Below are 25534 nucleotides of genomic sequence, written 5' to 3' on the forward strand. Positions count from 1 at the left end.
CGCGCGTTTATGTCGAGGCCATTGCGCCCTTCGAATACGCTCCGACCGACATTGTTCGCCGTGTCCAGGAGGGTGGCCACGTCAGCTTCCTTGGCCGCGCCGTCAGGCTGCCGAAGGCCTTCCGCGGCAAGGCGGTCGCGTTCCGCCCAACTGTACAGGATGGCGTATTCGACGCCGTGTTCAGAACCCAGATGATAGCAACTATCGACATCCGGCCCCTCGCCCGCGGAGCTGAAAGTGTCCACGATGTCTCCGAACACCCGTCCACCATCTCCCCGGTCTGAACACCCGCAAGGGGAGAGGGAGCCTGGCCACAGTGCTCACCTGACTGGATGAGCCACCTCCGTCGACCTATCCCGGCATGAACCCGAACGCCTTCTCGAACCTTCTCGCATAGACCGGCCAGACCTCGGGATTGATGATGCGCGGCGGGCGCTTGCCGTCGAGCGCGTCGAGGATCTGTTCCGCCGCGATCCGGCCCATGTTCATGCGCGCTTCGCGGGTGACGCCGGCGGTGTGCGGGCTCGCCAGCACATTGTCGAACTGCAGCAGCGGATGATCCGGCGGCGGCGGCTCCTTGGCCCAGACGTCGAGGCCGGCGCCGGCAATGCGTTTTTCACGCAGCGCGTCCTCGAGCGCCTTCTCGTCGTGGATGAAGCCGCGCGCTGTTGTAACGAAGTAAGCGTGCGGCTGCATCAGCGCGAACTCGCGTGCGCCGATCATGCCCCGGCTCTTGTTGTCGAGCGGACAGGAGATCGAGACGAAATCGGCGCGACGCAGGAGATCGTCGAGCTCGACCTTCTCCCCGCCCCGCTTCGCCATCTCGTCGGCTGTGAGATAGGGATCGTAGGCGATCACCTTCATGTGCAGCAGGCCCTTGCACAGCTCGGCGATGCGGCGGCCGACATTGCCGAGACCGACGATGCCGACGGTCTTCTCCTTCAGCTCGTTGCCGATCAGGTCGTTGCGGTTGACATTGGCCTCGCGCCGCAGCCTGCGGTCGGACTGGATGATCCGCTTCGACAGCGTCAGCATCATGCCGAGCGCGTGCTCGGCGACCGAGTTGGCGTTACCGCCGGATTGGTTGACGACCAGCACGCCCGCCGCGGTGCAGGCCTCGACATCGACGGGGTCGAAGCCCGCGCCGTTCGACGACACGATCAGAAGGTTCGGCGCGCGCTTCAGCAATTCGGCATGGGCATGGAAGTGCGGCGCCAGCTCGTCGCGGGCCGCGCCGATCTGGTAGGCATGCGCATCGGCGAGAACGGGTGCAAACGCGGCCTCGGGCGTCTCGTTCTCCAATCGATCGAGCCGGACATCCGGCCGCTTCTTCAGGATATCGACGTAGATCTCGTGGGCGAGGTATTTGACGTAGAACACGCGCTTGTTGTTGACGGTCATGTCTTCGAGCAGCTTTCAGTTGGGGAAGCCATAGAGTCGTGCGGGATTGTCGACCAGGATGCGGTGGCGGGTGGCCGCATCCGGCGTCCATTCGTGAAACAGGTCGAGCAGGTGGCCGGCGTCGGGCATCTCGCCCTCGACCCGCGGATGCGGCCAGTCGCCGCCCCACACCAGCCGTTCAGGGTTGGCCGAGACCAGCGCCTCGTGGAACGGCCGCGCATCCGGATAATCCGGCGCGCGCTGGCTCAAGCGATGCGCACCGGACAGCTTGGCCCAGCACCAGCCCTCGTCCACCGCACGCAGCAGGCTCTGGAAGCCGGCGGTGTTGATCCCGGCGCCGGCATCGGTGCGGCCCATGTGATCGACCACGACCGGCAGGCCCAGCGCCTTCAGTGCCGGGATCGTGTCGGGCAGATCCTTGACGTCGATCCAGAGCTGCAGATGCCAGCCGAGCTCGGCCATCACGGGAGCATGCGTCCCGGCAACGCCAAGCGGAATGCCGCCGCGATAGTGCAGCTGTCCGCCGCGGAAGAAATGGTTGAAGCGCAGACCGCGCACGCCAAGCACGTGCCATTGCCGCAGCGTGCCGGCCGCGACGTCGGCATCGGCGACCGCGACACCGCGCAGCCGCGCCGGCTCGCGCTGCAAGGCGTCCAGCATCGCCGAATTGTCGTGGCCATGCGCACTGCCCTGCACCAGCACGCCGCGGGCAAAGCCGAGCGCATCGAGCATGCCGAGATAGCTCGCAAGCGGCGCGTCGGGCGGCGTGTAGCTGCGATCGGCTGCATAGGGAAAGCGATCCGCCGGGCCGAACACATGCGCGTGCGTATCGCAGGCCTTTGGCGGCAGTTTCTCTCTTGGCGGCGTCACCGGACGCGGCGGCAGGCAGGCGGGAATCTCTGACGCGGCCATCGTCTACTCCGCCTTCATGCCGGCGGCCTTGATGATCGGCCCCCATTTGTCGTAGTCGGCCTTGATCTTGGCGGCGAATTTATCGGGCGTGGAGCCGATCGGGATCGCGCCGAGCTTGCCGAGCCGCTGCTTCACATCATCGGTGCTCACCGCCGCGACGAAATCGTGTGAGATCTTCGCGACAAGATCTGCGGGCATGTTGCCGGGCCCGAGCAGTCCCCACCACACCTCGGTGTCGTAGCCCGGCACGGTCTCCGACATGCTGGGCACCTCAGGCAGGAACGGCGCGCGCGAGGCGGTCGTCACCGCCAGCGCGCGGACGGTGCCGGCCTGCAACTGCCCGACCGATTCCGGCCCGTTGTTGAACGACATCGGAATCTGCCCGCCGAGCAGATCATTGATTGCGGGCGCGCCGCCCTTGTAGGGGATCGCGCTGATCTCGATCTTGGCGAGATTGTTGAGCAGCTCGCCGGCCAGGTGGGTCGAGGTGCCGTTGCCGGCATGGGCGAACGACAGGCTGCCCGGCTTCGCCTTCGCCGCCGCGATGACGTCGGCGACCGACTTGAACGGCGAGTCCGCGCGCACCAGCAGCACGTTCGGCGACGACGCGAGCAGCGAGATCGGCGAAAAGTCCTTGAACGTGTCGTAGGGCAGCTTTGGATAGAGGAACGGATTGGTGGCGTGGCCGCTCGCCACCATGATCAAATTGTAGCCGTCGGGCGCTGATGTCACGATCGCCTGCGAGGCGATCACCCCGCCGGCGCCCGGCCGGTTCTCGACCACGATCGACTGCATCCAGGATTTCGAGACCACTTCGGCCAGCGTCCGCGTCAGCACGTCGACGCCGCCGCCGGGTGGATATGGAACGAGAATATGAACGGCCTTTGCCGGATACGGCTGCGCGGACGCAAGGCCGGCCGCAACCATGGCCGCTGCCGCAATGGCGGTCCGCCAGACCCATCCGGCCATCGACGCCTCCCGTCCCTTTGTCGTTTCGTCCCTTTGTCGTTACCGCCTGTATCGCACGCCGGTCCGGCGCTGCGATGGCCGAATTCCGCAGATCGCGTTGCGGCCGCGGCATGTTGACAATCGCAGGCACCGCGTCAAGTTTCGATCCGCAAGCGAACATCAGCGTCGCATAGGCAGGGAGAACAGGATGGCGGCCGCGGAACAAGCCTCGTCCCAGAAGTCGGCGAGCACCTGGCACGGCATCGTGCTGCAGACGCTGAAACGGAACGAGATCAAGCTCGTGCCCTATGTGCCCGACCGGGTGCTGACCACACTGATCAAGGACCTGCACGCCGATCCCTATTTCACGACATTTCCGACCGCGCGCGAGGAAGAGGCCGTCGGCATCGTCTCCGGCGCCTGGATGGCCGGCATGCGCGGCGCCGTGCTGATGCAGACCTCGGGCTTTGCCACGCTCGCCAACGTGCTCGCCTCGCTCGCGGTGCCCTACCAGATCCCGCTGATCATGTTCGTCTCCGAGCGCGGCACGCTCGGCGAATTCAACTACGGCCAGGCGCTGGTCTGCCGCACCATGCGTCCGGTCTTGGATTCGCTGGCGATGGAACACCACACCATCACACGACTCGACGAGCTCGAATTCATCGCCGACCGCTCGATCAAGCAGGCCGTCACCACCCAGGCGCCGGTGGCGCTGATCCTCTCGCCGCTGTTGACCGGCGGCAAGACCTTCGACAAGTGAGATCAGCCATGACCAGCACCCACGCGCGCAACACCAAGGTGATGAACCGCTTCGACCTCACCCGGCGCCTCGTCGCCGGACTGAAGGACGAGGCCGTGATCGGCGGCATCGGCAACACCAACTTCGATCTTTGGGCCGCCGGACACCGGCCCGAGAATTTCTACATGCTGGGCAGCATGGGGCTGGCGTTTCCGATCGCGCTCGGCGTGGCGCTGGCGCAGCCGAAACGCCGCGTGTTCGCGCTCGAAGGCGACGGCTCGCTGCTGATGCAGCTGGGCTGCCTCTCGACCATCGCGACGCTGGCGCCCAAGAATCTCACCATGGTGGTGATGGACAACGGCATCTATCAGATCACCGGCAGCCAGCCGACCCCGGCTGCCGGCCATACCGATATCGTCCAGGTCGCAATCGCCAGCGGCCTCGCCAACAGCTCCTGGGCAGCCGACGAGGACGATTTCGAGCGGCTGATCGAGCAATCGAAACAGGCCGCTGGCCCGACGCTGATCGGCGTGCGCATCGACGACAAGCCCGGCACCGGCACGACAAGGCGCGACCCCGTGCAGATCCGCGAGCGGTTCATGAACGGGATGGGCGTGCGGCAGTTGCTGTAGGTGCAGCGACCGCCGCGCTCAATTCATCCGCAGCTCGGTGATGTGCCGGGGATCCGGCTTCAGCTCGCCGCGTTCGACGCGCTTGACGATGTCGGTCAGCGCGGCGTTGGCGTTGCAGGCGATGCCGAGCTTCTCGCCCTCGCGCACCACTAAACCGTTGAGGAATTCGATCTCGGTGCGGCGGCCCTTCTGCATGTCCTGGCCCATCGAGGGGCGCTGCGCCGATGAGGTGCGCCTGGCATCCTTGAAGCGCTGCTCGTCGCAGGCGCGCGTTGCGGCCTCGTCGCCCTCGCCGGCACGGGCGATCGTCTCGGGCGGCAGATGCAAGATCTCTTCCAGCTGATAGCCCTGCGCCTGGCCGACGCGGATCGCCTCGCTGCCGAGCCGAGTGGAGAAGCGGCGCAGCGGTTCGCTTTGCAGCACCTCGCCGCCCGCTAGTCCAGTGCAGGCCGACAGCCCGTTGCCCATCACATTGGCGACCAGCTTGGACCAGCGCTCGCCCCAGAGATTGGCGGTCACCTTGGCGCTGTCGGAAAAGCCGACCAGCCGGCACACCTCCTCCGCCCGCGCGGTGATGCGGCCATGCACCTCGCCGGCGCGAAACACGGTGTGGGCGGCTCCGCCCTTGCCGGCGCCGCGGTGGATATGGCCGGGCTCGGGCAGATTGACGGTGATGCTGCTCGCGATGCAGCCGAGCGTCTTGCCCCAGCCGACGATGCCGGCGATCGTCTCCTCGTTCATGCAGTTCTGCAGCGAGACGACGTAGCCGTCGGCCGCCAGATATTGCCGGATCAGCATGGTGGCCCAGGCCGTGTCGTAGGATTTCATGCAGACGAAGGCGATGTCGACCGGCGTTTCCTTGGCCAGTTGCTGCGCGTCGGTGACATCAAGCGCGCGCACCGACACCGAGAATTCCGCGACATCCATCGCGTGTGTGACGCGCAGCCCGTGCTTGCGCATATGCTCGACATGCGCGGGCCAGGGATCGATGAAGGTGACGTCCTCACCCGCCTGCACCATATGCGCACCGGCGTAGCCGCCGACCGCACCCGCGCCGACGATCGCGATCTTCCGACCCATGTTTCCATCCCCTGGTCTTGTCCGAGGCAGACGCTTGCCGCGTCCGTTGCCGGGCAGTCTAGGGGATCGGCCGCTCAGGCCAACGGCCCGCTTCATGAAAAAAGCGCGCCCGTGCCATGCCGGTATTCATGGGACCTAGGGAAATCCCCGCGGGCGATCGGCCCGCGGGGATGTCACAGTCAGAAATCCCGGCGATCAGTCGATGATCTTGACGATCCGGCGGGTGCGCGGCTCGACGATCACGCGGCGGTCATTGACGACCGCATAGCGATACTCAGTGTAGCGCGGCACCGGGTGCAGCACGACGGTGTCGGGCAGCGGCTCGCCGACCACGACGCGCTCGCGCACCACGACCGACGGCTCGCCGCGCGGGATCGACGTGATCACCGCATTCGGAATCTCGAGGCCGGCGCCGACCGCAGCACCAACCGTGCCGCCGACGATCTCGCCGACCGGGCCTGCAATCTCGCCGCCGGTCCGCGCACCGTTCGCGGCGCCCGCGGCAGTAGTGGACTGCGCGAAGGCCGAACCGGACGCGAGCAGCGACGCAGCAGCGACAAGGGAAACAGCAAAACGCTTGTTCATCATTCTCCTCCTCCGAGTTGATCGACGCACCTCAACATCGCGGGGAATGAGAACGTTCCAGTTCCAGCGCAGCAACTTGCGCGCAAATATCAGTTCCGCCGCAACTCGCTGCAGTTCCGGCAACATGAGAATTCCGCTCGCGACACTGTCCGAAGCGGCATTCATCGCCGGTTCATTTTCAGAGCCAGGATGCGGTCATCGTCGGCAAGGCTTCGAGCCCCCAGTTGAGGAGTTTGAATCACGGGCGTCCGGCCAAACCGCAACACCTCCGGCGCGGCCCGGTTCGGCGCTTACGCGCAGAAGCGGACATCAACCTGCCGAGAATCCCTGATGAATCCGTCGAAAATACCCCCAAGCGGATGCGTTTGAGGGGCGAGACGTTGCCATTTCGACGAGAATTCGCGTATGCATGACGAGTAGGATCGTAGTGTGAGGAATTCAAATGACGATGGAGCTGAAGGGCGCAAGTGGCGAGGGATTTGCGACGATCGCCGCTGATGGTCGCGTGCTGGATTGCTGGTTTCTTCGGCTAGGCCTGGTTGAGGCGGCCGACAAGGCGGCAACGGTGCGGCTGACGAGCGACGAGATCAGCAAGACGTTGGGTGAATCGGCGGACGGATTTGCGCGGCACGACGACATCCGCAATGTCGACATCGTTCCCATTCGTACGGAAATCGGCTCCCTAGCATCTGCGCCGACCGATGTGCACGACGCATATCTTCGGCTCCATCTCCTGAGCCACCGGCTCGTCCAGCCCAATTGCCAGAACCTTGATGGAATTTTTGGTCTGCTGCCCAACGTTGCCTGGACGACACTCGGTCCCTGTGAACCCTCTCGTGTCCCGGAAGCGCGGATGCTGGCGCGAAAGCGTGGCCTTCCTTTCGAGGTGACGGGCGTGGATAAGTTTCCGCGCATGACTGATTACGTCACGCATGCGGACGTGAGAATTGCAGATGCGGATCGCGTCAGGCTCGGAGCCCATTTGGCTCCAGGCACCACCGTCATGCATGAGGGCTTCTGCAATTTCAATGCGGGCACGCTCGGTCCCTGCATGGTCGAAGGCCGGATCAGCGCCGGTGTGGTTGTGGGACGCGGCAGCGACATTGGCGGCGGAGCGTCGATCATGGGCACTCTGTCCGGCGGAGGCAAAGAGAGGATCACGGTTGGCGAGCGCTGCCTGATCGGAGCCAACGCCGGTATCGGCATTTCATTGGGTGACGATTGTATCGTCGAAGCGGGCTGCTATGTCACGGCAGGCGCGCGCATCCTTCTGGAAGACGGCCGGGTCCTGAAAGCCAAAGAACTCTCGGGCCACAGGGGCCTTCTGTTTCGTCGTAATTCCCAGAGCGGCGCGCTTGAGGCGACCCGACGCAAAGGAAATTGGGACGGCCTCAACGCGCAACTTCACGGCTAGCGCCTTGGTTTAAGGCTGGCGCGCGCCGCTCATTGCGGCGGCTTTCGCGCGGCGCGCCGTCTTGGCGGCGGCGCAGCCACAGGCTTGATGCGGGTTCGCGTCGTCCCGCCCTTGGACTCGATCTCGAAAGCATTGGTCCTGCGCACCAGCTCGCTCAAGGTGCGGAAGCCGTATGTCCTTTGATCGAAATCCGACGCGACATTGGCAAGCTGGCGTCCAACCTCGCCGAGCGTCACCCAGCCGTCTTCGCTGGCCATCTGGCTGATGACCTTCTTGAGGATCGGCGTGGCAGCCTCAGGGGGCTGCAACGGCTGGGAACGCGCGGCCGCATCCTGATTGCTGGTCACGCCGCCGCGCAAATTCTCGGTGTAGACGAACCTGCGGCAGGCCTGCCGGAAACTCTCCGGCGTCTTCTGCTCGCCGAACCCGAACACGTCGATGCCGTGCTCGCGGATGCGGGCGGCCAGACGGGTGAAATCGCTGTCCGACGACACCAGGCAGAAGCCATCGAATCGGCCGCTGTGCAGCAGGTCCATCGCGTCAATCACGAGCGTGATGTCGGATGCATTCTTGCCGGTCGTGTAGGCGAACTGCTGCTGGGGGATGATGGCGTGCTTGGACAGAATGTCGGCCCAGGCCCTGGACCTGGGATTGGAGAAGTCGCCGTAGATGCGGCGCACGCTGGCTTCGCCGATCTTGGCAATCTCCTCGAACAGCCCATCGGCGATCTTCGCAGATGCATTGTCGGCGTCGATCAGGACGGCGAGACGGGGCGAACGGAGTTCGGACGGCATGGCTGTTCTCGGCTGGGCGGCGATGGATCAAGACTCGCACATCGCGCGTCCCACGCATAGACCGGCTGCCGGACGAACGTCACGGCAGCCTCGAGGCGGCGTGGATCAGATCACCTCGCCGAGGTCGATCGCGCGCCTGGCGAACTCGATGGCCTTCTCGGCGGTGATCGCGTCCGCCGTCGTCGTCGCCTCGTCGCGTACCGACGGCGGAGAAGCGATCCGGATCTTCTTGCCGTTCGACCGGCGAATCGTCGCGCGCCAGCGGTCGACGTCACGCCGGTAGGCATCGATGACAAAATCCCGATAGGTGACGCCGCTCATCAGCGGTTGAATCGACGGCGTTTCGTACGCCGGCGGCCGGCTTGCGATGTCGCGCACCATCTCGACGATCGTCTCGACAGCATGCTCACGCGCGACGCCGGTCGCGTCCCTGAGCAGATAGTTCACCGCCGCGCCGATCTGCGCCCTGGCGCGATCGTCGCTCGCAAAATCCGAATCGAGCTGAATTGACATGATGGGGAAAGCGCCTCCGTGCAACCTGAAGACGTTTAGTCGGCCTCCCATTAAGGCCGGATTATCGGTTAGCCCCCGATTTCTCGGATGCCGTTAACCGGGTTTTGATGCCGCTCCGGAACCCGTCCGGAGCGGCATCAAGCGTCGGATCAGATCACAGCAGGCCCGCGCCGCGCGCCCACTTGTACTTGGCGCCCAGCACCTCGACCGGCAGTTCGGTCGAATAGGCGTAAGCCGGGATGCCGTTCTGGTAGAGATACTCAGCGGCTTCCTCGACCTCGACGTCGCCGGCGAGCGAGGCCACGATCGGCTTCACGAAGCCCTTGGCCTCCATCTCCTTCTTCACCTCGACCATGTTGCGCGCGAACACCATCGGCGGCGTCACGATGGTGTGCCAGTAGCCGAGGATCAGCGCGTGGATGCGCTCGTCCGACAGGCCGAGCTTCACGGTGTTGACATAGGTGATCGGCGGCTCGCCGCCGGTGATATCCACAGGATTTCCAGCCGCGCCGAACGGCGGGATGAACTTGCGGAACGCCGCGTCGAGATCCGGCGGCATCTGCATCAGCGACAGGCCGTTGTCGACCACGGAGTCCGAGAGCAGCACGCCGGAGCCGCCGGCACCGGTGATGATCAGCACGTTCTCGCCCTTCGGGGTCGGCAGCACCGGCACGCCGCGGGCGAACTCCAGCAGCTGCCGGAGCGAACGCGCGCGGATCACGCCGGACTGCTTGAACACGTCCTCGTAGATCTTGTCGTTGCCGGCAAGCGCGCCGGTGTGCGACGACGCCGCCTTCGCGCCGGCCGAGGTGCGGCCGGCCTTGAGCACGACCACCGGCTTCTTCTTGGAGACGCGCTTGGCGGCCTCCGCAAAGGCGCGACCGTCCTTCAGGTCCTCGCAATGCTGCGCGATCAAGTTGGTGTTGGGATCCTGCTCGAAGAAGGCCAGCAGATCGTCCTCGTCGATGTCGGACTTGTTGCCGAGGCCGACGATCGCCGACACGCCCATCTTCGCCGAGCGCGAGAAGCCGATGATCGCCATGCCGATGCCGCCCGACTGCGACGACAGCGCGGCGTGGCCCTTGACGTCATAGGCGGTGCAGAACGTGGCGCAGAGATTGGCCGGCGTGTAGTAGAAGCCGTAGATGTTCGGCCCCATCAGGCGGATATTGTACTTTTTGCCGACCTCAACGATCTCGGCCTGCAATTCCGGCGCGCCGGCTTCGGCAAAGCCCGAGGGAATCAGCACCGCACCCGGGATTTTCTTCTCGCCGCATTCGGCGAGCGCGCCGGCGACGAACTTCGCCGGGATCGCGAACACCGCAGTGTCGATCACGCCGGGCACGTCCTTGACGCTCTTGTAGGCCTTGTAGCCGAGAATCTCCGCGGCCTTCGGATGGATCGGATAGATCTCGCCCTTGTAGCCGCCGTTGATGAGGTTCTTCATCACGGAGTTGCCGATCTTGCCGTCCTCGGCGGAGGCGCCGATCACGGCGACGCCCTTCGGCTGCATGATGCGGCTCATCGCCGCGACGATCTCTTCGGTCGGACGCGGCGCCGGGCGCGGCTTGTAGTTGAAGTCGACCACGATGCGGACGTCGGCCGCGATCGCGTTCTTGCTGGTGGCGAACACCGGATTGAGGTCGAGCTCGACGATCTCGGGGAAATCGCTGACCAGCTGCGACACCTTGACGATGACGTCGGCGAGCGCCTCGCGGTTGACGGGGTCGCCGCCACGCACGCCCTTCAGCATCTCATGGGCCTGGATGCCGTCGAGCATCGACAGCGCGTCTTCCTTGGTCGCGGGCGCCAGGCGGAAGGTGATGTCCTTGAGGATCTCGACGAGCACGCCGCCGAGGCCGAAGGCCACCAGCTTGCCGAACGAGCCGTCGGTGATGGAGCCGACGATCACCTCGGTGCCGCCGCCCAGCATTTGCTGGACCTGGATGCCCTCGATCTTGGCGTCGGCCTTGTACTTCTTGGCGTTGGCCAGAATGGTCTCGTAGCTCTTCTCGGCATCGGCCGCGCTCTTGACGCCGACCACCACGCCGCCGGCCTCGGTCTTGTGGAGGATGTCGGGCGAGACGATCTTCATCACCACCGGGAAGCCCATGTCGGAGGCGACACGGGCGGCCTCGGCCGCGGACTTGGCGACGCCTTCCTTCGGCACCGGAATGCCGTAGGCATCGCAAACCACCTTGCCTTCGGGCGCGGTGAGGCTCGTACGCTTGTCGGCCTTGACCGCATCGAGAATTTTGCGGACCGCATCCTTAGAATTTGACATTGGCTTCCTCCTGGGACAATTTCGTGGCATTTGGTATGCCAAAAACGTAATTGTCAAGGTGGGTCGTCCCCCAAAAATGCCGAAAAATAAGCACGTCTTGACATCCTGGTATTTGGCATGCCAAAAATCTAGGGTAATTTCTTCTGCTAAGAAGACGTCTCCAAGAGGAGGAGACGAGTCGTGCCAGAACCGAAACAGACCAAGGCGTCGCCCACCATGGCTGACACAGATATCGCCATCGTCCGGATCGCGCCGGAGACGAGCTTCAAGAACAAGGCCTATGAAGCCTTGAAGGAAGCGATCCTGAAGATGGACATCTACGCGACGCCGGAGCCCGTGATGCTCGACGAGCGCGCATTGTCCGAGCGCCTCGGCGTCAGCCGCACGCCGATCCGCGAAGCGATCGCGATGCTCGAGCAGGACGGCTTCGTGAAGACCGTGCCGCGCCGCGGCATCGTCGTGGTCCGCCGCACCAAGGCGGAAATCGTCGACATGATCCGCGCCTGGGCGGCGCTGGAGAGCATGGCGGCGCGCCTGATCACGACCACCGCGCGCAAGAAGGACATCTCGTCGCTGCGCGACTTCTTCAAGGACTTCAGCGACGACCGCCTGCCGCAGGACAACATCGAGGAATATTCCAGGGCCAACATCGCCTTCCACCAGGCGCTGATCTCGCTGTCGGAATCGCCTGTGCTGGTCGATCTCACCAATGACCTGCTGCTGCACGTGCGCGGCTATCGCCAGCTCACGATCGGCCGCAAGGACCGCACCGCGACCTCGCTGCCCGAGCATCTCGGGATCATCGAGGCACTGGAAGCGCGCGACACCGAGCTCGCCGAAAAGCGCGCCCGCGATCACACACTTGGGCTTGCCGCCTATGTCGAGGCGCACGGCCAAGAACTGTTCACTTAGAGAGCACTGTTCACTTAGGTTTTAGAGTTCACTCACGCTTCAGACGACGAATAGATCGTCCGAACAAGAACGATCAGGGAGATGATGCCGATGCTGAATACCGCTGTGAAGTCCGAGGCACCGGGCACCGAGCAAGAGCTGACGGATGGCTTCCATCTCGTCATCGATGCGCTCAAGCTCAACGGCATCGACACCGTTTATGGTGTGCCGGGTATCCCGATCACGGACCTGGGCCGCATGGCCCAGGCGGAGGGCATTCGCGTGCTTTCGTTCCGCCACGAGCAGAACGCCGGCTACGCGGCCTCGATCGCCGGCTTCCTGACCAAGCGCCCCGGCGTCTGCCTCACGGTGTCGGCGCCCGGCTTCCTCAACGGCCTCACCGCGCTCGCGCATGCCACCACCAACTGCTTCCCGATGATCCTGGTCTCGGGCTCGTCCGAGCGCGAGATCGTCGACCTGCAGCAGGGCGACTATGAGGAGATGGACCAGCTCGCGATCGCCAAGCCGCTGTGCAAGGCCGCGTTCCGCGTGCTGCACGCCCAGGACATCGGCATCGGCCTTGCGCGCGCGATCCGCGCCGCGGTGTCGGGCCGTCCGGGCGGCGTCTATCTCGACCTGCCGGCAAAGCTGTTCTCGCAGGTGATGAACGCCGATGCCGGCCAGAAGTCGCTGGTCAAGGTGGTCGACGCGGCGCCGGAGCAGATCCCCTCCCCGTCTTCGGTCAAGCGCGCGCTCGACGTGCTGAAGAGCGCAAAGCGTCCGCTGATCATCCTCGGCAAGGGCGCGGCCTATGCGCAGGCCGACGAGGCGATCAAGAATTTCGTCGAGAAGAGCGGCGTGCCGTTCCTGCCGATGAGCATGGCCAAGGGCCTCTTGCCCGACCTGCACCCGCAATGCGCGGGTGCGGCGCGCTCCACCGTGCTGAAGGAAGCCGACGTCGTGATGCTGATCGGCGCCCGCCTCAACTGGCTGCTGTCACACGGCAAGGGCAAGACCTGGGGCGAAGCTCCGAAGAAATTCATCCAGGTCGATATCGAGCCGAAGGAAATGGACTCCAACGTCGAGATCGTCGCCCCCGTGGTCGGCGACATCGGCTCCTGCGTCTCCGCGTTCCTCGATGCGATGGGGGCGAACTGGTCGGCCGCACCGAGCGACTGGCTCGCCACGGTCGCCAAGAAGCGCGATGACAACGTCGCCAAGATGGCGCCGAAGCTGATGAGCAACGCTTCGCCGATGGACTATCACGGTGCGCTCGGCGCGCTGCGCGCGATCATCGCGGAGCGTCCGGACACCATCTTCGTCAACGAGGGCGCCAACACGCTCGACCTCGCCCGCGGCGTCGTCGACATGCACAAGCCGCGCAAGCGGCTTGACGTCGGCACCTGGGGCGTGATGGGCATCGGCATGGGCTATTCGATCGCGGCTGCGGTCGAGACCGGCCTGCCCGTGCTCGCGGTCGAAGGCGACAGTGCGTTCGGCTTCTCGGGCATGGAGGTCGAGACCATCTGCCGCTACAAGCTACCGATCTGCGTCGTGATCTTCAACAATGACGGCATCTATCGCGGCACCGACGTCAACGGCGTCAGCGACGATCCGGCGACCACCGTGTTCGTCAAGGGCTCGCGCTACGACAAGATGATGGAAGCCTTCGGCGGCGTCGGCGTCAACGCCACCTCCCCCGACGAGTTGAAGCGCGCGGTCAACGCGGCGCTGGATAGCGGCAAGCCGACGCTGATCAACGCCGTGATCGATCCGGCGGCGGGCTCGGAGAGCGGCCGCATCGGCAACCTCAATCCGCAGAGCGTTCTGCAGAAGAAGAAGTAAGGCATGATCCGGAAAAGTGCGAAGCGGTTTTCCGAAAAGATCATGCGCAAGCAAAACGCTGAAGCGCGGCACGCGCTTTAGTCCCCTTCAACCCATTTTCCCTGCGGGTGCAGGGGTAGACCAGAGTACGGAGCAAACATTATGACCAAGGCGCTCAAGGGCGTTCGCATTCTCGATTTCACCCACGTCCAGTCGGGTCCGACCTGCACGCAATTGCTGGCCTGGTTCGGCGCCGACGTGATCAAGGTCGAGCGCCCCGGCGTCGGCGACATCACGCGTGGCCAGTTGCAGGACATCCCGAACGTGGACAGCCTGTATTTCACCATGCTGAACCACAACAAGCGCTCGATCACGCTCGACACCAAGAACCCGAAGGGCAAGGAAGTGCTGACCGCGCTGATCAAGCAGTGCGACGTGCTGGTGGAGAATTTCGGCCCCGGCGTGCTGGATCGCATGGGCTTCCCCTGGGAGAAGATCCAGGCCATCAACCCGAAGATGATCGTCGCCTCGATCAAGGGTTTCGGCCCCGGCCCGTATGAGGACTGCAAGGTCTACGAGAACGTCGCGCAGTGCACCGGCGGCGCCGCCTCGACCACCGGCTTCCGCGACGGCCTGCCGCTGGTCACCGGCGCGCAGATCGGCGACAGCGGCACCGGCCTCCACCTCGCGCTCGGTATCGTCACCGCGCTCTATCAGCGCACCCATTCGGGCAAGGGCCAGCGCGTCACCGCGGCGATGCAGGACGGTGTCTTGAATCTCGCGCGCGTAAAACTGCGCGACCAGCAGCGCCTCGCCCACGGTCCGCTCAAGGAATACAGCCAGTTCGGCGAAGGCATTCCGTTCGGCGATGCCGTGCCGCGCGCCGGCAACGATTCCGGCGGCGGCCAGCCCGGCCGCATCCTGAAGTGCAAGGGCTGGGAGACCGACCCGAACGCCTACATCTACTTCATCACCCAGGCCCCGGTCTGGGAGAAGATCTGCGACGTGATCGGCGAGCCGACCTGGAAGACCGATCCGAACTACGCCAAGCCGCCGGCCCGCCTGCCGCGGCTGAACGAGATCTTCGCCCGCATCGAGCAGTGGACGATGACCAAGACCAAGTTCGAGGCGATGGAAATCCTCAACAAGGACGACATCCCCTGCGGTCCGATCCTGTCGATGAAGGAGATCGCCGAGGACCAGTCGCTGCGCGCGACCGGCACCGTGGTCGAGGTCGATCACCCGACCCGCGGCAAGTACATCTCGGTCGGCAACCCGATCAAGCTGTCGGATTCGCCGAGCGACGTGCAGCGCTCGCCGCTGCTCGGCGAGCACACCGACGAGATCCTGCGCGAAGTGCTCGGCTTCTCTGATCATCAGGTCGCCGAAATCCACGACTCCGGCGCACTCGATCCGCCGCGCAAGCAGGCGGCCGAGTAAGGGCCACCATCTATCAAGAAGCACGAATGGCCGCGGGCAACCGCGGCCATTTTTTTGTGTCGGCAGCTCTCCCGCCAAGTGAGCGACTCCGATGGGCCCGAGGCACGATGTCTGCCGGCAACCGGAAGCCGACAATCCCGTCTCAGTGGTCGTAATGCAGCAGCATCTCGACGGACGCACCGTTTTCGTGTGCGGTGATGCAGTCGGCGCTTTGACGGAGCAGATAGCCGGCAAGCAGCCGCTCGCCCTGCTCGCTCTCCACGATCTCCCTTGGCGTTGGCTTGCGCTCGGGAATGGTCAGGAGCGCGCCGACGTAGCGGATTCGTATATCGAGGTCGAATTCGTCGAAGCTTGCCTCGATCTCGACGCCACCGGGGGGATCGCCGACCACTTCGAGCACCTGGACCACACCGAAGATTGCCCGGCGCATGATGTCCCGTCGCGCGGCCCAGCGCGCGCCTTGTTCCGACAGGAACCGCTCCACGGCTTCGCGATTGATGCCGCCCGGCGGCAGCTTGATCGAAACCTGCTGACGCACGCCAATGCGCATGATCAGGTTCAGCACGACGGCACAGACCGTGCCCAGCACCAGCCCGTTGCCAAAGATCGGCTGCAGAACATTCGGCACTTCCGTCAGTGCCTCGTGATAGAGGTCGGCGACGACCGCCATCGCAAAGGAGAAGCCGATGACCAGCGTCTTGCGAGCATCGAGCATCCGCGCCGTGATCATCTGCAGGCCACTGGTGAACACGAAGGCGGCCGTGAAAAACAGCGCAGCACCCATCACCGGCAACGGCATCGCCGCGAGCACCAGGGCCAGCGGCGGAATGAACGCAAGCGCGCAGAATCCTACTCCGATCGCGTAGCCGACACTGCGGCTGGTCACGCCGGTCGCACCGGACAATCCGATGGTCGAACTGTACGTATTGATGCCGCAACCGCCAACCAGTCCACAAAAGATGACCGCCACGCCGTTGGCCGAGACGCCGCCCGCGAGCGAGGCGAAGTTGGGGCGAACCCAATCGGCATCGTTGATGCGCTGCGCGTTCGAAACATCCCCCATTGCGCGGAGGGTGGCGGCAAGCGATGCAACCACAAAGGGGGCGACCAGCACCGGATCGAACGACCATCCCACATGCTGAATTCGCGGCAGGCGTACCACGCTCAATCCCCCTTCCGGGACGATCCCGGCAAGATCGAAGATCCCGAGGCCGGCGCTGACGACGTATCCGACCACCATCCCGATCAGCACGCAGAACATCCTGCCATAACCCTTTGACCAGACGTTCAGGACGGTCATAGTGACCAGCGAGATGCCGGCCACGATCATATAATCGGGATTGATCTTCTGCTGCTGCGGGCTGATGCCGAGCCCATAGCGCACGCCGAGCCCCGCCAGAGTGAGACCGACCACCGCAATCACGAGGCCGGCGATTTCGGAAGGCAGCAGCGCCCGCAATCGGTGCAGCAACGGCGCCAAGGCGACCTGCACGATCCCCCCAACTACCGTCATGCCGAAAACCAGCGCAAGTCCACCCCGTTGCAGTGCGAACAGCGAAGGGCCGAGAAAGATCGCCGTATAGGCGGCTCCGCAAAGATAGCCGGATCCGATCAATCGCGTTCGAATGCAGAAGCATATGTTGGCGACGCCAAGTCCGAGCATCGACAGCGAGATCAGATCGAGAAACTGTATTCTGGAAAGGTTGGCCTCGCGCGCGAGGATGATCGGAAAGATCAGCGTGATCGCCATGAGCCCGATATGCTGCAACGCCGAGACGATCAGGATCGCCCGTGGCGGGGTTTCATCGACCGCGTAGATGAGACCGGGCGGACGGGTCATGGCGCGCGCGGTCCACCGAGCTGCTTCAACGCGTCCTCACGCGAGTTGTGAATTGCGAACACGTCGAGCAGCCCGCCCATCTCGAACAGCTCACGCACGTGCCCGGCAAGGTTGCACAGCGCAAGTTTGGCCGCTCGGCGCTCGGCTTCGTCAGTTGCGACCAGCAGCGCGCGGAAAGCGGCGCTGGTGAGATACAGCACGGCGCCCAGATCGACCAGGATGGACTTTTCGCCCGACGAGATCAGGCGCGTGAGCTCGGCCATCACGTCGCTGGCACTCGTGCTGTCGATCCGCCCCGATAGCGTCACGATACAGACGCCTCCGGCTCGCGTCTGGCCGATACTGAGGGCATTCATTTCTCACTCCTCTGGACTGCCGACCTCGCATGTCTTGCTCAATGTGGTGTGGTTGCGCCCGTCAACGCGCTCGTAGTCGAAACGATCGACCAGATGTTTGATCATATGAATGCCGAGCCCGCCGGGCCGAGGCCGCCCCTCGGGCGCATGGTTGGGGAGAAACGCTGTCATCGGATCGAACTCCGTGCCGTCGTCGAAAATCTCCAGATCCACCCTGTCGGGTTGCACCGTGATCCGGACGAGGAACTCGTGCCGCGCCCCGTCGTCCCAGGAATATTTGATCACGTTACTGACGATTTCGTCGAGCGCTACCTGCAATTGCGTCAGGGCGCGGTTCGGGATGCGGAACTCGCGGGCGAGATTATCCAGGGTGTCGCGAACGATGCCTATGTCCGAGATGTCGTTGTGGAGCCGGACATCGACGACGTGGGTCATGGCCGTCACGAGATCGGGTGGGCAGCGGCCGTCCCGGCAGGCCGCCACCGCAACGCCAGCGCCGTCAGATCGTCTGTCCTCGGCGCTCCGCCCGTGAAAGCGTCGACGGCGTCCCTGATCATGCGAACTATCTCCAGCGGCTCGGCCGCATGGGCTTGAGCCAGGAGTTGTCCCATGCGTTCGATGGAGAACAGATCTGCGTTGCCGTTCATCGCCTCGAACACGCCGTCCGAGCAGACAAACAGCGCATCGCCCGGCAATATCTGAAGGGCCCGCGTCTGGAACCGGGCCTCGCGCCGAACGCCAAGCGGCAACGCCGGCTTCCCGTCGATTTGCTTGGTCTCGCCGGTGCTCGAAATCAGATGGGGCCGCGGATGACCGGCATTCACGAACGACACGAGCCCGCTGCGCGTATCGATCGACCCCAGAAACATCGTGACGAACATGCAATCGTCGTTGTCCTGGCACAGCTCGCGGTTGACCGCTCCCAGCAACTCTCCGGGATCAATGCCGTCGGTGCGCCATTCCTGCCACAGATCAACCGTGATGCGCACGAGACTGCGGGCGCGCGCCATGAACATCGCCGCGGAAGCGCCCTTGCCGCAGACGTCGCCGACCAGAAAGCAGAACGTGTGCTCGCCGGCATAGAAGCAGTCGTACAGGTCACCGCCGACTTCCCTTGCCGGCTCCATGACGGCGTGAACCGCGATCGGATGCGAGGGCGAGCAGGCCGGGAACTGCCGCGGCAGCATGGCAAGCTGCAATGCGCGCGCGGCCTCCAATTCCTGCATCAGCCGGTTCATGTTCCTGCGAACCTCGTCACGCAGGCTTTTCTTTTCGAGCGATGCGCCGACACGCGCACGAAGCAGCGTCGGATCGAACGGCTTGTTGAGGTAGTCCTCGGCACCGAGCTCGATGCAGCGTACGACGCTTTCGATTTCGTCGAGCGACGAGATCATGATGATTGGAATGTCGCGCAGCGCCGGCGTGGCCTTCACCTGCTCGAGGACCTCGTAGCCGTTCATGTCGGGCATCATGATGTCGAGCAGGACGAGATCGAAAGGTTGCGCCTTCAGCCTGTCGAGCGCCTCCCGCCCGTTGGTCGTCATTGTGAGGTTCTCGTAGCCCTCACGCCTGAGACGGCGCGCCAGCGTGTATCGGTTGTCCTCATTGTCGTCGACGACCAGAAGAGCGGCCTCGGCGGCGATCACGACACGCGGCCTTTCCCGACCAGCGACTGGATCTTGTCGATCAACCGGGCGATCTCCACCGGCTTGGTATCGAAGTCGTCGCAGCCGGCGGCCAGCGCCTGTTCCCGGTCTCCGGTCATGGCGTGGGCGGTCAGTGCAATGACCGGAATATGTCGGGTTCCCTCGCCGGCCTTAATGCGGCGCGTGGCCTCCCAGCCGTCGAGCACCGGCAAGCTCAGGTCCATCAGGATGATCTCCGGCTGTTCAGTCGCGGCCATCGACACGCCCTGGGCTCCGTCGGAGGCGATCAGGACGGTGTAGCCCTTGCGCGCCAGCCGGCTCTTCAGCACATAGACGTTGTCTTCGTTGTCTTCCACATACAGGACCTTGGTCATGACACGGCAACGCTTTCCCCGCGACGGCGTTCGATGCATCGGTCAAGAACGTCGAGGACCTCGCGCAGCAATTCCTGCCGATCGCGCTTCTGAAGTACGCGCTCGATTCCGACGTTGAGGCGGACCCGATCGTCGTCCGTCAGATCCTTGGCGGTCAGAACCAGTACCGGGATATCGCGCCATGCGGCGTTGCTCCGCAACGCGTCCAGCAGCTCGAAGCCGTCCATTTCGGGCATCAGGAGATCGACCACGATCACGTCGGGACGCTGCTCGGCGAGGCGCGCCAGCGCGACACGCCCGTTCTCCGCTTCCGACACCTTCCAGCCGTCTTCGTGCAGCGCGCGCCGCAAACCGGAGCGCATCATGTCGTCATCATCGACGACCAGCACGCCCCGCCCGGCGGACTTGCATATGTTGCGCAATACGCGGGCCAGCCCGCTCCACTCGACCGGTTTCACCATGTAATCGGCGGCGCCCAGCGAATAACCACGGTTCTTCTCGTCCACGATGGTCATCAGGATCACTGGAATCGCCGCCGTTGCGGGGTCGCCCTTGATCGCGGCAAGGACGGTCCAGCCATCGAGATCGGGCATCGCGATATCCAGCGTGATTGCATCCGGCTGCAGCTCACGCGCGAGCCGAAGCCCCTCCTGTCCACCGCTTGCCGTCGTCACGACAAACCCTTCGCGGGTCAGGAAGTGCGTTGTCACCTCCCGCACCGAGTCGTCGTCATCGATCACCAGAATGAGCGGAGCGCGGTGAGGCACTGCGGTGCGCGCCATTGGCGGCGGGCTCTTGGATGGCCCCTTGGACGGCGCTTTGGGCAGTTCCGGCGGCTGTGGCGACACGCCCTCAGCCGGCAAGCGGATCGTGAAGGTCGAGCCCCGCCCGGGTTCGCTTTCGACCGCGATGTCGCCCCCCATCATCTGGCAAAAGCGCCGGCTGATCGCGAGCCCAAGCCCTGTACCCCCGTACTTGCGGGTTGTCGAAGCATCAGCCTGGACAAAGTCCTGAAACAGCCGTCCCTGCTGCTCGGCTGTCAGGCCGATGCCGGTATCGGCAACAGAGATGACAATCCACTCGGTGGCGTCTGCGAATGCGCGACGGGCGCTGACCGTGATCGTGCCGTTCTCGGTAAATTTGGCCGCGTTGCTGACGAGATTGAGCAGCGCCTGGCGAATCCTCGTCTGATCCGCACACATGGATCCGATCTCGGGCGGACATTGGAGCTTGAGCACGTTCTGGTTCTTGGCAGCAAGCGTCCCGACCGTGTTGACCACGTCCTGGACAACGGGCGCGATCGCGAAGGACCCGACTTGAAGGTCCATTTTTCCGGCCTCGATTTTCGACAGGTCGAGGATGTCGTTGATGACGGCCAGCAAATGACGGGCCGCGCGCACGACGCGGCCGAGCGGTTCGGAATCGCTGTCGCGGTTGGCGTCGCGGGCATCTTCCTGCAGCATCTCGGTGATGCCGATGATCGCATTCAACGGCGTGCGCAGCTCGTGCGACATATTGGCGAGAAACTGGGATTTGTGCTGGCTCGCAAGCTTAAGGGCGTCTTCGGAACGCCGCCGCTCGATGACGCGTCCGAGCTGACTGCCGACATGAGCCATGATCGTGAGCACGGCGTCATCCGGCTCCGCAGGCTCGTCGGAGAAAAACTCCATGACGGCAGCGACCTCTTCCCCGACCAGCACCGGAAAGGCGAAACCGGCTCTCAGACCGGTGTCCTGCGCTGCCTTCGACCGGGGGAAATTGGCGTCCTTGGTCACGTCGACGATCCACGCGGGTTTCCTCTGCTGGAGAACGCGACCGGGCAAGCCCGCGCTCGGTGCAAACGTCACGGCCTCGGTCGCGCTCTGGAACGCCTTGTATCGCTCGGGAGTGTCGAGATGCCACAGGTTCGTCGATACGAGCACCCCCGCCGAGTCCTTGAGATGAACATGCCCGACCGGCCACCGTGTATGGGCGCACACCCCATCGAGCGCGGTTCGCATGGCTTGTTCCACTGTCGACGCCTCGTTCGCGGCGACAGTGATCAGCTGCAGCAGTTCAATTTCCTTCTTCTTCGTGTACAGCTCACTCAGCGCCTTCTCGGCGATCGCCTCGCTTTCAGCCCGTGCCCGCTGCTCCCGGTCGAGCCACTTCTTCAACCGGGCGAGCTGGACATCGGCATCATTGAGGCTCTCCATCGGTCAGCCTTTCGGTTTCCTGACGGACACGCGCAGCACACATCTGTCGTCTCCTCGCTTCATGCATTCCGGTTGGTCCAGTGAGACCTCTTCGGCGTAGTAGCCGGCGGTTGCCTCGATGAATCCCTCCGCGAGCGCACAGAGCTTGCGCGGCGATCTGTAGTGCATCAGGAGAACTTCCGGCGAGGACGTGTCGTAGGTGAAAACCGGCACATCGGCTCCGGGATATAGCTTGCGCACCTCGGCGTGGATGACGTCGTTCAGGGTAAGAAGAAACGGGCGTGTCGACTTATGCGATGCAAAAAAATGTGGATGCTTCTCCGCAAGGAGCGGCAAGGCGTTTCGGCCGAACCAGCGAACAACGTCATCGGGGGGCATCTTGAGCGCAGATGATGCCGCACCGACCAGCTTCATCAGCTCGTCATCCGGATAATTGCCAAGCGAGCTATATGCACCATGGGAGCCGGCCGCATCGAGCAATGTTTCCCACATATCGTCACCGTAGTCGCGGCGGATGACGGCCTCGAGCAAGTTGAACACAACGCCCTTCATTGCGTATTCCTTGTACTCAAAAACGAACTGGTCGGCCTGGCAGCGGTCTTATTTCTGCAGTGATGACTGCGGAGCCAGGCAGCGGTCCGTGGTGCTGGAGCCGGCACCGGGCTCGTCCTTCGGCACGTCAACATTGAACAGCGGCGAAGAAGAAAATCCAATTGCCTTCACCGCGCAATACTCTGCGGAACAATCCATGCCGGCGAGCCGCCGACAGTTCGGCGAATACCTCGAACGCATTCAGCGCTTCAAACCTATCCTAACCGAGATTGAGGGCCCCTGACCAGCGCCCCGCGGGGCGACCAAGCGCCTCGTTGCTCGGGAACGAATGACGGAACCTGCGGCCTCGCTCACCGCCCCAAACGCCGCTGCTCGGCGAGCACACCGACGAGATCCTGCGCGAGATGCTCGGCTTCTCTGATCACCAGGTCGCCGAAATCCACGACTCCGGCGCCCTCGACCCGCCGCGCAAGCAGGCGGCCGAGTAAGCGAGCCACTCAACCAGAACACCAATGGCCACTGGCGACCGCGGCCAGTTTTGTTTGGTCGAAGGAGGCGTTGCCCCGCGGACCGCCCAAAAAGAAGAAAATCGCAGGTATCGCAACGCAAACGATAGAGACGCTTCCCAAGTCACCTCGAGAACAGCACCAACGCGCTGACCAGCCCGGCGTAAGATGCGCGAGGAAACGAAGGGGGCGGCGCCATGAATGTTCACGCGGGTCTCTTGGAGGCGATTGGCAATACGCCCCTGATCAAGCTCCGCGGACCGTCGGAAGCCACCGGCTGCGACATTTACGGCAAGGCCGAATTTCTCAATCCGGGCGGCTCGATCAAGGACCGTGCGGCTCTGGCGATCATCAACGACGCCGAGCAGCGTGGCGAACTCAAGCCGGGCGGCACCATTGTCGAAGGCACGGCCGGCAATGTCGGCATCGGCATTGCGCTGGTGGCCAATGCCCGCGGCTATCGTTCCGTGATCGTGATGCCCGACACGCAAAGCCAGGAAAAGCAGGACCTGCTGCGGCTCTACGGCGCCGATCTGCGCCTGATACCAGCGGTGCCCTATTCCAACCCGAGCCACTATGCGCGCTATTCCGCGCGCCTCGCCGCGGAACTGGGCGCATTTTGGGCGAACCAGTTCGACAACGTCGCCAACGGCGAAGGCCACTATCGCACGACCGGCCGCGAGATCTGGGAGCAGACCGGCGGCAAGATCGACGGCTTCACCTGTGCCGTCGGCAGTGGCGGCACCCTGGGCGGCGTTGCGCGCGCCCTCAAGGAACGCAATCCGAACGTGAAGATTGCGCTCAGCGATCCGATGGGCGCCGCCCTCTACAACTGGTTTACCAAGGGCGAGCTGACGACAGAAGGCGACTCGATCACGGAGGGCATCGGCCAGGTCCGCGTGACGAAGAACCTTGAAGGCGCGCCGATCGACATGGCCTACCAGATCACGGATGAGGAGGCGCTACCGGTCTTGTTCGACCTGATAGAACATGAGGGGTTGGTGCTCGGCGGTTCGAGCGCGATCAACATCGTCGGAGCGATGCGGCTTGCGCGCGACCTCGGCCCCGGCAAGACCATTGTCACCATCCTCGCCGACGGCGGCCAGCGCTACCAGTCCAAGCTCTTCAATCCGGATTTCCTGCGCAAGAAAAACCTGCCGCTACCTCGCTGGATGAATTGAGGCGGCCGGTCGCCCTCGCCCCCGCCGAGGAAGCAGGCGGCGGAGCAACCTCACTCAACTCGGCAAACAAACCACAAGCGACCGATGAACGTTTTGCAGGGCCAATGTCACTAAGCTCAAGACGAGCGCCTCCCCAGGGGCTCTCGTCGCGACCTCGTGCACATTGGATCCGGCGATGAAGCGTCGAACGAAAGTTGTTTTGGTCATCGCCTGCCTGGCCGTCGTGACGACGGCGGCGACGGTCGTCGCGCTGACGGCGGCGCTGGCGCGGGCGGTGGATCCCCATGAATATTGTACTACCGGCTTTTCGCCGCTGGTCAGCTGCAAGCTCGGATGGTCGTCGAGAAGCATCGGTCATTCGGACCCGATCTTCGCCGCCGCTTCGGGCGCGCCAGACGCCACGTCGAGCCCGCGTCCTGCATTGCAGCCGACGTCCGTCGACGTCACGTCATGGGCGATCGCCGATTGTCCCGTGAGCAGCATCGGCAGGCGCCTGCTCTGTCCCGTTCCTTCGGCCGAGACATCGGTGGAGGCTGCGAGCGACGATCTCGCGACCGGTCTGCCCAGGCCCAAACCGTGGCTGCTCACGACGGCGAGGAATTCACCGTTCCTCGAGGCGGTTCGCGTCGAGACGCCGCTTGGTCTCGCGGCTGCGCTCGGCTTCTATCGTGGCGAACTCGGCAAGCGCGGCTGGACCGAGGACGGCGTTGCGGTCGTCGAGCCCGACAGCGCCGAGGTCGCGTTCACGACATCGAGCGGACCCGCGCTGCTCCGGCTCATTCGTCGGAATGACAGGACGGTCGCCGAATTATCGCTGCGCAAATCTGCTGCCGCGAATGCCGAGCTCCAGCCGGCGCAGGGGCAGGTGCGGCTCCTGTTCGGCAACACCACCGACGCGGCGGCCGTCATCACCATCAACGCGCAGACCTTCAAGCTGGAGGCGCGCGCCGGACGTCATTTGACCGAAAACGCCGAAAGCGGACGCAAAGCGCCGGACGGTGCGGAAATCAATCTGCCGCCGGGCAAGTACAAAGTCGCGCTCCAGGTCGCAGGCGGCGCGGCGCAGACCTCGGAATTCGCGGTTGCCGCCGACGAGACCTGGGGCCTGCTCGTCGGTCCGGACGGCGTCGCCCTTCCGATGCGCCTCTATTGAATTCGTCGCCACGCGCGTGAATGCGCGTCCGGTCAACCGCCCTCGCCACCCTCGGCATCGCCCTCGTCGCCAGGCACATATTCCAGAATATCGCCCGGCCGGCAGTCCAGCTCGCGGCAGATCGCCGACAGCGTCGAGAAGCGCATCGCCTTCGCCTTGCCGGTCTTCAGGATCGACAGATTCTGAATCGAAATGCCGATCGCGTCCGCGAGGTCGCCGAGGCGGCGCTTGCGCTTTGCGAGCATGACATCGAGGTTCACCACGATCGGCACCA

General features: G+C 64.2%; 27 protein-coding genes. 9 read left to right on the forward strand and 18 right to left on the reverse strand.

What is annotated here, in order from left to right; all coding sequences use genetic code 11:
* From BI327_RS41795 to BI327_RS18310, 4 genes are all read right to left on the reverse strand, one after another.
* Positions 1 to 245 (reverse strand): hypothetical protein (locus tag BI327_RS41795; protein ID WP_143271651.1); only part of this gene is annotated, 245 nt, incomplete at its 3' end.
* Positions 246 to 351: 106 nt separating this feature from the next.
* Positions 352 to 1401, reverse strand: a complete 1050-nt coding sequence (locus tag BI327_RS18300; protein WP_076862215.1) for a hydroxyacid dehydrogenase — start codon at positions 1399 to 1401, stop codon at positions 352 to 354.
* A 15-nt stretch (positions 1402 to 1416) separates the two neighbouring features.
* Entirely contained in the window at positions 1417 to 2313 is an 897-nt protein-coding gene (locus BI327_RS18305; RefSeq protein WP_076862216.1) for an amidohydrolase family protein, read from the reverse strand.
* 3 nt (positions 2314 to 2316) lie between these two features.
* Positions 2317 to 3282: a Bug family tripartite tricarboxylate transporter substrate binding protein gene (locus tag BI327_RS18310; protein WP_076862217.1), complete on the reverse strand. Its 966-nt coding sequence runs from the start codon at positions 3280 to 3282 to the stop codon at positions 2317 to 2319.
* A gap of 187 nt (positions 3283 to 3469) precedes the next feature.
* Here BI327_RS18310 and BI327_RS18315 point away from each other — a divergent pair, with 187 nt between their 5' ends.
* Together BI327_RS18315 and BI327_RS18320 are read left to right on the forward strand one after the other, a co-directional pair.
* Positions 3470 to 4021, forward strand: coding sequence for a thiamine pyrophosphate-binding protein (locus tag BI327_RS18315; RefSeq protein WP_076862218.1), 552 nt, complete (start codon positions 3470 to 3472; stop codon positions 4019 to 4021).
* 8 nt (positions 4022 to 4029) lie between these two features.
* On the forward strand, positions 4030 to 4632 hold the full coding sequence (locus tag BI327_RS18320; RefSeq protein WP_076862219.1) for a thiamine pyrophosphate-dependent enzyme: 603 nt from the start codon (positions 4030 to 4032) through the stop codon (positions 4630 to 4632).
* An 18-nt stretch (positions 4633 to 4650) separates the two neighbouring features.
* On the opposite strand, the gene BI327_RS18325 is transcribed toward BI327_RS18320, so the two are convergent.
* Together BI327_RS18325 and BI327_RS18330 are read right to left on the reverse strand one after the other, a co-directional pair.
* Positions 4651 to 5712, reverse strand: coding sequence for a ketopantoate reductase family protein (locus BI327_RS18325; RefSeq protein WP_076862220.1), 1062 nt, complete (start codon positions 5710 to 5712; stop codon positions 4651 to 4653).
* Positions 5713 to 5907: 195 nt separating this feature from the next.
* Positions 5908 to 6297, reverse strand: coding sequence for a DUF1236 domain-containing protein (locus BI327_RS18330; protein WP_076863025.1), 390 nt, complete (start codon positions 6295 to 6297; stop codon positions 5908 to 5910).
* 442 nt (positions 6298 to 6739) lie between these two features.
* Here BI327_RS18330 and dapD point away from each other — a divergent pair, with 442 nt between their 5' ends.
* On the forward strand, positions 6740 to 7711 hold the full coding sequence (dapD, locus tag BI327_RS18335; RefSeq protein ID WP_076862221.1) for a 2,3,4,5-tetrahydropyridine-2,6-dicarboxylate N-succinyltransferase: 972 nt from the start codon (positions 6740 to 6742) through the stop codon (positions 7709 to 7711).
* Between the two features lie 29 nt (positions 7712 to 7740).
* Here dapD and BI327_RS18340 read toward each other — a convergent pair whose 3' ends face one another.
* The 3 genes from BI327_RS18340 to BI327_RS18350 form a co-directional block, all read right to left on the reverse strand.
* The gene (locus BI327_RS18340) at positions 7741 to 8505 is read right to left on the reverse strand and encodes an NYN domain-containing protein (RefSeq protein WP_076862222.1); all 765 of its coding nucleotides are present in this window, start codon (positions 8503 to 8505) and stop codon (positions 7741 to 7743) included.
* Between the two features lie 105 nt (positions 8506 to 8610).
* A complete protein-coding gene (locus BI327_RS18345) occupies positions 8611 to 9018 on the reverse strand; it encodes a hypothetical protein (RefSeq protein ID WP_076862223.1) in 408 nt (135 codons plus the stop codon).
* Between the two features lie 154 nt (positions 9019 to 9172).
* Positions 9173 to 11302, reverse strand: coding sequence for an acetate--CoA ligase family protein (locus BI327_RS18350; protein ID WP_076862224.1), 2130 nt, complete (start codon positions 11300 to 11302; stop codon positions 9173 to 9175).
* A 216-nt stretch (positions 11303 to 11518) separates the two neighbouring features.
* On the opposite strand from BI327_RS18350, the gene BI327_RS18355 reads away from it, so the two are divergent.
* The 3 genes from BI327_RS18355 to frc all read left to right on the forward strand — a co-directional run bounded on the left by BI327_RS18355 (position 11519) and on the right by frc (position 15457).
* On the forward strand, positions 11519 to 12214 hold the full coding sequence (locus BI327_RS18355; protein WP_076862225.1) for a GntR family transcriptional regulator: 696 nt from the start codon (positions 11519 to 11521) through the stop codon (positions 12212 to 12214).
* 90 nt (positions 12215 to 12304) lie between these two features.
* Positions 12305 to 14038, forward strand: a complete 1734-nt coding sequence (gene oxc / locus BI327_RS18360; protein WP_076863027.1) for an oxalyl-CoA decarboxylase — start codon at positions 12305 to 12307, stop codon at positions 14036 to 14038.
* Positions 14039 to 14179: 141 nt separating this feature from the next.
* Entirely contained in the window at positions 14180 to 15457 is a 1278-nt protein-coding gene (gene frc / locus BI327_RS18365; RefSeq protein WP_076862226.1) for a formyl-CoA transferase, read from the forward strand.
* Positions 15458 to 15599: 142 nt separating this feature from the next.
* On the opposite strand, the gene BI327_RS18370 is transcribed toward frc, so the two are convergent.
* Genes BI327_RS18370 through BI327_RS18400 form a run of 7 tightly spaced genes read right to left on the reverse strand, consistent with a single transcriptional unit; the run spans position 15600 to position 22420 of the window.
* Positions 15600 to 17297: a uracil-xanthine permease family protein gene (locus BI327_RS18370; RefSeq protein ID WP_076862227.1), complete on the reverse strand. Its 1698-nt coding sequence runs from the start codon at positions 17295 to 17297 to the stop codon at positions 15600 to 15602.
* Complete coding sequence (locus BI327_RS18375; protein ID WP_076862228.1) at positions 17294 to 17653, reverse strand: STAS domain-containing protein; 360 nt, start codon at positions 17651 to 17653, stop codon at positions 17294 to 17296. Before BI327_RS18375 ends, BI327_RS18370 begins: the two co-directional genes overlap by 4 nt.
* Positions 17654 to 17656: 3 nt before the next feature.
* Positions 17657 to 18088, reverse strand: coding sequence for an ATP-binding protein (locus BI327_RS18380; RefSeq protein ID WP_143271652.1), 432 nt, complete (start codon positions 18086 to 18088; stop codon positions 17657 to 17659).
* 5 nt (positions 18089 to 18093) lie between these two features.
* Complete coding sequence (locus BI327_RS18385; protein WP_076862230.1) at positions 18094 to 19299, reverse strand: PP2C family protein-serine/threonine phosphatase; 1206 nt, start codon at positions 19297 to 19299, stop codon at positions 18094 to 18096.
* Positions 19296 to 19673 (reverse strand): response regulator, encoded by a 378-nt coding sequence (locus BI327_RS18390; RefSeq protein ID WP_076862231.1) that lies wholly within the window; start codon positions 19671 to 19673, stop codon positions 19296 to 19298. Before BI327_RS18390 ends, BI327_RS18385 begins: the two co-directional genes overlap by 4 nt.
* Complete coding sequence (locus BI327_RS18395) at positions 19670 to 21868, reverse strand: response regulator (protein WP_076862232.1); 2199 nt, start codon at positions 21866 to 21868, stop codon at positions 19670 to 19672. The genes BI327_RS18390 and BI327_RS18395 overlap by 4 nt, the downstream gene beginning before the upstream one ends.
* Before the next feature lie 3 nt (positions 21869 to 21871).
* Complete coding sequence (locus tag BI327_RS18400; protein WP_076862233.1) at positions 21872 to 22420, reverse strand: heme NO-binding domain-containing protein; 549 nt, start codon at positions 22418 to 22420, stop codon at positions 21872 to 21874.
* 88 nt (positions 22421 to 22508) lie between these two features.
* On the opposite strand from BI327_RS18400, the gene BI327_RS41800 reads away from it, so the two are divergent.
* A complete protein-coding gene (locus BI327_RS41800) occupies positions 22509 to 22703 on the forward strand; it encodes a hypothetical protein (RefSeq protein WP_143271653.1) in 195 nt (64 codons plus the stop codon).
* Between the two features lie 67 nt (positions 22704 to 22770).
* Here the strand turns inward: BI327_RS41800 and BI327_RS43780 are convergent, their stop codons facing one another.
* Positions 22771 to 22917, reverse strand: a complete 147-nt coding sequence (locus BI327_RS43780; protein WP_159450472.1) for a hypothetical protein — start codon at positions 22915 to 22917, stop codon at positions 22771 to 22773.
* A gap of 206 nt (positions 22918 to 23123) precedes the next feature.
* On the opposite strand from BI327_RS43780, the gene BI327_RS18405 reads away from it, so the two are divergent.
* Together BI327_RS18405 and BI327_RS18410 are read left to right on the forward strand one after the other, a co-directional pair.
* Positions 23124 to 24107 carry a cysteine synthase A gene (locus BI327_RS18405; RefSeq protein ID WP_076862234.1) on the forward strand — a complete coding sequence of 328 codons (984 nt, stop codon included), beginning with the start codon at positions 23124 to 23126 and terminating at the stop codon, positions 24105 to 24107.
* Positions 24108 to 24282: 175 nt separating this feature from the next.
* Positions 24283 to 25260 (forward strand): hypothetical protein, encoded by a 978-nt coding sequence (locus BI327_RS18410; RefSeq protein WP_143271654.1) that lies wholly within the window; start codon positions 24283 to 24285, stop codon positions 25258 to 25260.
* Between the two features lie 32 nt (positions 25261 to 25292).
* Here the strand turns inward: BI327_RS18410 and BI327_RS18415 are convergent, their stop codons facing one another.
* On the reverse strand, positions 25293 to 25532 hold the full coding sequence (locus BI327_RS18415) for a helix-turn-helix domain-containing protein (protein WP_076863029.1): 240 nt from the start codon (positions 25530 to 25532) through the stop codon (positions 25293 to 25295).
* Positions 25533 to 25534: the final 2 nt, after the last annotated feature.

It is taken from the genome of Bradyrhizobium mercantei, from assembly GCF_001982635.1.
Lineage (GTDB): Bacteria > Pseudomonadota > Alphaproteobacteria > Rhizobiales > Xanthobacteraceae > Bradyrhizobium > Bradyrhizobium mercantei.

Bases quoted from the DNA above. Each gene is read 5' to 3' on its own strand.
- BI327_RS18320 (WP_076862219.1), top strand. From the start codon at position 4,030: ATGACCAGCACCCACGCGCGCAACACCAAGGTGATGAACCGCTTCGAC.
- BI327_RS18410 (WP_143271654.1), top strand. From the start codon at position 24,283: ATGAAGCGTCGAACGAAAGTTGTTTTGGTCATCGCCTGCCTGGCCGTC.
- BI327_RS18340 (WP_076862222.1), bottom strand. From the start codon at position 8,505: ATGCCGTCCGAACTCCGTTCGCCCCGTCTCGCCGTCCTGATCGACGCC.
- BI327_RS18345 (WP_076862223.1), bottom strand. From the start codon at position 9,018: ATGTCAATTCAGCTCGATTCGGATTTTGCGAGCGACGATCGCGCCAGG.
- BI327_RS18300 (WP_076862215.1), bottom strand. From the start codon at position 1,401: ATGACCGTCAACAACAAGCGCGTGTTCTACGTCAAATACCTCGCCCAC.
- BI327_RS18315 (WP_076862218.1), top strand. From the start codon at position 3,470: ATGGCGGCCGCGGAACAAGCCTCGTCCCAGAAGTCGGCGAGCACCTGG.
- BI327_RS18380 (WP_143271652.1), bottom strand. From the start codon at position 18,088: ATGACCCACGTCGTCGATGTCCGGCTCCACAACGACATCTCGGACATA.
- BI327_RS18405 (WP_076862234.1), top strand. From the start codon at position 23,124: ATGAATGTTCACGCGGGTCTCTTGGAGGCGATTGGCAATACGCCCCTG.
- BI327_RS18325 (WP_076862220.1), bottom strand. From the start codon at position 5,712: ATGGGTCGGAAGATCGCGATCGTCGGCGCGGGTGCGGTCGGCGGCTAC.
- BI327_RS18330 (WP_076863025.1), bottom strand. From the start codon at position 6,297: ATGAACAAGCGTTTTGCTGTTTCCCTTGTCGCTGCTGCGTCGCTGCTC.
- frc (WP_076862226.1), top strand. From the start codon at position 14,180: ATGACCAAGGCGCTCAAGGGCGTTCGCATTCTCGATTTCACCCACGTC.
- BI327_RS18350 (WP_076862224.1), bottom strand. From the start codon at position 11,302: ATGTCAAATTCTAAGGATGCGGTCCGCAAAATTCTCGATGCGGTCAAG.
- BI327_RS18390 (WP_076862231.1), bottom strand. From the start codon at position 19,673: ATGACCAAGGTCCTGTATGTGGAAGACAACGAAGACAACGTCTATGTG.
- BI327_RS18370 (WP_076862227.1), bottom strand. From the start codon at position 17,297: ATGACCCGTCCGCCCGGTCTCATCTACGCGGTCGATGAAACCCCGCCA.
- BI327_RS18395 (WP_076862232.1), bottom strand. From the start codon at position 21,868: ATGGAGAGCCTCAATGATGCCGATGTCCAGCTCGCCCGGTTGAAGAAG.
- BI327_RS18305 (WP_076862216.1), bottom strand. From the start codon at position 2,313: ATGGCCGCGTCAGAGATTCCCGCCTGCCTGCCGCCGCGTCCGGTGACG.
- BI327_RS18375 (WP_076862228.1), bottom strand. From the start codon at position 17,653: ATGAATGCCCTCAGTATCGGCCAGACGCGAGCCGGAGGCGTCTGTATC.
- BI327_RS18355 (WP_076862225.1), top strand. From the start codon at position 11,519: ATGGCTGACACAGATATCGCCATCGTCCGGATCGCGCCGGAGACGAGC.
- oxc (WP_076863027.1), top strand. From the start codon at position 12,305: ATGCTGAATACCGCTGTGAAGTCCGAGGCACCGGGCACCGAGCAAGAG.
- BI327_RS18310 (WP_076862217.1), bottom strand. From the start codon at position 3,282: ATGGCCGGATGGGTCTGGCGGACCGCCATTGCGGCAGCGGCCATGGTT.
- BI327_RS18400 (WP_076862233.1), bottom strand. From the start codon at position 22,420: ATGAAGGGCGTTGTGTTCAACTTGCTCGAGGCCGTCATCCGCCGCGAC.
- dapD (WP_076862221.1), top strand. From the start codon at position 6,740: ATGACGATGGAGCTGAAGGGCGCAAGTGGCGAGGGATTTGCGACGATC.